General features: G+C 43.2%; 5 protein-coding genes. 3 read left to right on the forward strand and 2 right to left on the reverse strand.

The annotated features are described in order from the left end of the window. Together WBA23_RS05145 and WBA23_RS05150 are read right to left on the reverse strand one after the other, a co-directional pair. A partial coding sequence (locus WBA23_RS05145) for a toxin-antitoxin system YwqK family antitoxin (RefSeq protein ID WP_424581178.1) occupies positions 1-298 on the reverse strand: 298 nt, incomplete at its 3' end. Positions 299-484: 186 nt separating this feature from the next. Beyond that, complete coding sequence (locus WBA23_RS05150; RefSeq protein ID WP_424581179.1) at positions 485-1,453, reverse strand: DUF2027 domain-containing protein; 969 nt, start codon at positions 1,451-1,453, stop codon at positions 485-487. Between the two features lie 204 nt (positions 1,454-1,657). Here WBA23_RS05150 and WBA23_RS05155 point away from each other — a divergent pair, with 204 nt between their 5' ends. From WBA23_RS05155 to WBA23_RS05165, 3 genes are all read left to right on the forward strand, one after another. Continuing rightward, a complete protein-coding gene (locus tag WBA23_RS05155) occupies positions 1,658-2,239 on the forward strand; it encodes an RNA polymerase sigma factor (RefSeq protein WP_424581180.1) in 582 nt (193 codons plus the stop codon). Positions 2,240-2,392: 153 nt separating this feature from the next. Continuing rightward, the gene (locus WBA23_RS05160) at positions 2,393-3,364 is read left to right on the forward strand and encodes a FecR family protein (RefSeq protein ID WP_424581181.1); all 972 of its coding nucleotides are present in this window, start codon (positions 2,393-2,395) and stop codon (positions 3,362-3,364) included. A 44-nt stretch (positions 3,365-3,408) separates the two neighbouring features. Then, positions 3,409-4,342, forward strand: a 934-nt coding sequence (locus WBA23_RS05165; RefSeq protein ID WP_424581182.1) for a carboxypeptidase-like regulatory domain-containing protein, incomplete at its 3' end; no start/stop codon positions are given.

Here is a 4,342-nt window from a genome sequence, read left to right on the forward strand (position 1 = left end):
CTTTTTTACCAGCTTGGTAGGGGATTACTCGTTGTACGGCACCGTTAGGATAGAACTCCCGGAACGTGCCAATCATTTTACCATCGTCGAACACCCCTCGGGCGGAGATACTTCCGTCCGGAAAGTAGCGCAGATAATCACCGTGGGCTCGGGTACTGTCATCATTCAGAATAAAGTATTTTGCCTTAGGAATGGTTTGAGCCGAATCGTAGTAGGTAACCACGCGAGTAGTATCTAGCGGGGTTTGGGCCACCAGATTCCAGCTTATCATAATAAAGACAAACGCAATATTTCGCATAACACAACCATTCATTTCTAAGAAGCAGTTAGAGTTGATTTTTCAGCAGGGAAAACATAGAATTTATGATAATACAAGGCATTCTTAAGATGCACAATAGCACTATGCATCTTATAAATAATATGACTCAAATGATAGGTTGGCAGCTCGAAGAATATAGCTTCTAAGCCCTAACGATGGGATACGCTATTTTATTCGAACCCGAGTGGCCCCGTAACCAAATTTATCGCGCATACTATCTTGAAAGTAATTGATGTTCTTTATTTTCGCCAAGCGTTTATGAATAGCATCGCGCAATACCCCACTGCCTACTCCGTGAATAAAGGTGATTTCATCCATTCCGGTGGCAATGGCTTGATCCAGTTTTCCCTCAAAGGTATTTAACTGTAACTCCAGCATCTCCGGGTTACTCATGGTATCGTATTCTGAAGTGAGCTTCTCAATATGCAAATCAACTTCCCGCGGCGGTCGCTCCAATCGGGCCATAGGAGCCTCATTGTTATGCTCATTTTGTCGCTTGAACATATTTTCCTTCAGTTTCTCGGGGTCAAGTGGTTTGCCCATTTGCTCATCAACCCGAAAAACAAAAGCCGGTTTGTTCAGTACCGGAGCGGTAGTTTTACTTTTAAAAAAGGTGTTGGCCTTAAACTGAATGCGTCGCTGTAGAGGTTCGCGCAGCGTAAAGTAACCGTTCCGGTGAAAGATTAACTGAACAATTAGGGTAGGCCACTGGTCAAACTCGGCTATTTGTGCATTCTTTAATTTAACCGTGCTGTTGGGTGAGAGTAGTCCGGCGTGAATACCCCGGTAGTTCCCTTTATCATCTTCTCCTACTGAAAAGGGCAGTTCAAAATCGGTGGCATTCACCAAGTGTAACGAAAGTTGCTTGTCATTAATAGCTACATGGCTGAGGTAGATGCCCTGCTGCTTAGGTTTAGCGGTGCCTTCGTCGGCCATAGACGGACGGGCGGGAGCACTTTCCGGCTTGTCAAAGTAATTCTTTTCTTCTTGAGCTACTACTACTACATCGCTACGCAGCACCGGAATACCAAAGCCATCTTCAATTTCAATCTCAATGAGATTTTTCTCCAAAAAACGAGTAATTATTCCCTCTTCGCTGCCCCGCAACATGCGGACTTTATCGCCGATCTTCATAGTACATTAAATGTTAGGTAGTAAAATCCAATACTATACTTATAATAATGTTTATTGTACGGCTAAGTTTATGCCGTGTTATTCGGAAAGTGAAATAATAGTAATACATTAACACATTATTGTTTTACTATTTTTGGTTTCTGATAACAATTTCGTAAAATCAAAAGTATATATAGTATATCAGTTATAAGTTCTTTAAGAAATATGCCAAATGTTGCTGTTACCGAGTCGTTAGTAAAGCGTTTTATTCAGGGCAACCCTAAAGCATTCCGCCGTATTTTTGACGCACTTCATGCGCAGGTCTACGCCTTTAGTTTGAAGATCACCAAATCGCCTACTGAGGCCGAAGAAGTGACTCAGCAGGTATTTATTCGATTGTGGGAGAAACGGCATTTAGTAGATGCTAGTCGTTCCCTTGAAAACTACTTATACACCATCACTCGCAATTGTGCATACAATCACCTAAAGCAACAAGCAAATCGGGCTCAACAGCTACCACTGAGCAATTTGTGGATAAACGATAGCACTACGGTTACTGAGGACGATCTATCGCTGTCGGAATGCCAAAAACTTACCAATGAACTGATTAATTCCCTTCCGGAAAAGCGGCAAATCATCTACAAAATGCATTTTGAAGAGGGTTACCTACCTACTGAGATTGCCACTGTACTGGGTGTATCAGTAGCTACGGTGAAGTCGCAGCTAACCAAAGCTACCAAAACAATTAAAGGGTTTTTATTGAGCTATCGCTCTGCCAGTATCATTCTATTATTAGCGTTTTTCTAAATTCGCAAAATATACCACCAATACTTAGCTGTATCACATTCTATAATAATATTTATTGCGTAGGATGTAAAATAAGAGCTCTTTTTTACTAGAGTCATCCTCATTCTATTTCCAATTGTATATAGTGTATATATTGTTCGGAAAAAAATCTGGATGAATCACGCTAAGCAACTACTTAAAAAGTACTTAAACGGATACTGCACCCAAGAAGAAAAGCAGCAGCTTTATCGCTATTTGCTTCAGAGCGAAGCTAAAGAGTACGATGAAGTGCTTCATGCTCTATGGACTGACCTCTCAGGCGTTTCCAATCCGGATTCGGCTACTTCAAGCCGAATGTATCAATCTATAGTATCCAATGAAGCGGATGCAAAACAGCGTTTCTCATCAGTAAAAAATTGGGCGATTGCGGCCTCTTTAACCGGAGGATTGCTAGTTCTGGCAGCTTGGTACTATCTTTTGCCTCAAGCCCAAACACATGAGACTCAGTACAGCGAGGTAAAAACATTAGTACTACCCGATAGCTCAATAGTCTACCTTAACGCCAATTCTAAAATTACGTATTCTGATGATTTAGCCGAAAATGCCACCCGTGAGGTATGGTTGAGCGGTGAAGCCTACTTTGAAGTTACTCGCCGCCAAGCTACATATAATCAGCCTGTAAAGATGGTGGTACACACCGCGCAGGTAGATATTGAGGTGCTGGGTACGGCCTTTAATGTAAAAGATCGTCGGGGCATTACTCAAATAGTATTAGATGAAGGTAAGGTGCGGCTAAAGTCGCCTAAGAATGATCATGAGTTGGTAGCTATGGAACCAGGCGAAGCCGTTCAGGTAGACCAGCAGCAGTCTTTCTTAGTAGAGAAAATTGGGAAAGAAGCCCATGTATCTTCTTGGAAGGAGAACGAACTGTACTTTGATAATCAATCATTGCGAGAAATACAGCAGATACTAATCGATAACTACGGTCTTCAATTGCGATTTGTTGACCCAACAATAGAAGCACTAACTTTTACCGGTTCGACCCCGGCCGACGATATATCAGTACTATTTACCACGCTTGAGAAATCATTCGCTTTAAGGATTGAGGAAGTAGGCGGGGTTTATAGCGTTCGGCGGAAGCCCTAAAAAACTATATGTAATCAATTACCTATCAAATAACCCCTATAATTATGAGTAGCAATCTACCCCATTTTATCCGAAGCGGCATACTGCTACTAGCCACACTAGCTAGTAGTTTTGCGATGGCCCAAACGGTTGCGCTGTCCACCCCGTTCTCTACGGAACCGGAAGTGACTGTACCCCGACAAGAGGGCGGCAGCCTGAAGTATGTACTGGATAAGTTAGAAACCGAACATGATATACGGTTCAACTACGCTAGCCAGTTAATCGAAGGCAAGCGAGCCTCACTTCGCACCCTTCAGCAGGCAGAAACGCTAGACGAAAAACTAGAAGCTGTACTTCAGCCCTTAGGTTTAGAGTACGAGAAAATCAGTGACCAGATCTATGGTATTTATCCGGAAGAATCCAGCGAGGCGAAGTCTTCGGATGAAAAACCATCTACTTCAGAAGAGCAGAGCCTGTACGAAGCCAACGTGAGTATGATCAACCGCATGAAGAATCTTCCTCTACGCGCTCCTATTGTGGTGGAAAGAGACATTTCCGGGCAAGTGACCGACGAGGAAAACGAACCCTTGCCCGGGGTTAATGTACTAGTTAAAGCTACTACTATCGGAACGGTGACTGATATTGATGGTAACTATCGGCTAACGGCACCCGACAATGCCGAAGCTTTAGTTTTCTCTTCAGTAGGTTATGTTACCCAAGAGGTAAATATTGGAGGACAAAGTACTATTGATTTAGCTATGTCACCTGATATTCAATCACTTTCAGAAGTAGTGGTTGTTGGATACGGTACTCAAGAGAAATCAGATTTAACCGGAGCGATTTCTTCAGTTGAATCTCAGGACATTACCCGCCTTTCCGAGCGACGTTTAGAAAATGCGTTGCAGGGACGAGCCGCCGGAGTGCAGGTGATGCGAACGGAAGGTAGTCCGGGGGCACCGGCTCGGGTAAACATCCGAGGTTCGGGTTCTATCGGCAATA

This window comes from Tunicatimonas sp., assembly GCF_049647865.1.
GTDB lineage: Bacteria > Bacteroidota > Bacteroidia > Cytophagales > Cyclobacteriaceae > Tunicatimonas.

Coding starts and splice junctions, on each gene's coding strand:
- WBA23_RS05155 (WP_424581180.1), top strand. CDS start 1,658: ATGCCAAATGTTGCTGTTACCGAGTCGTTAGTAAAGCGTTTTATTCAG.
- WBA23_RS05160 (WP_424581181.1), top strand. CDS start 2,393: ATGAATCACGCTAAGCAACTACTTAAAAAGTACTTAAACGGATACTGC.
- WBA23_RS05150 (WP_424581179.1), bottom strand. CDS start 1,453: ATGAAGATCGGCGATAAAGTCCGCATGTTGCGGGGCAGCGAAGAGGGA.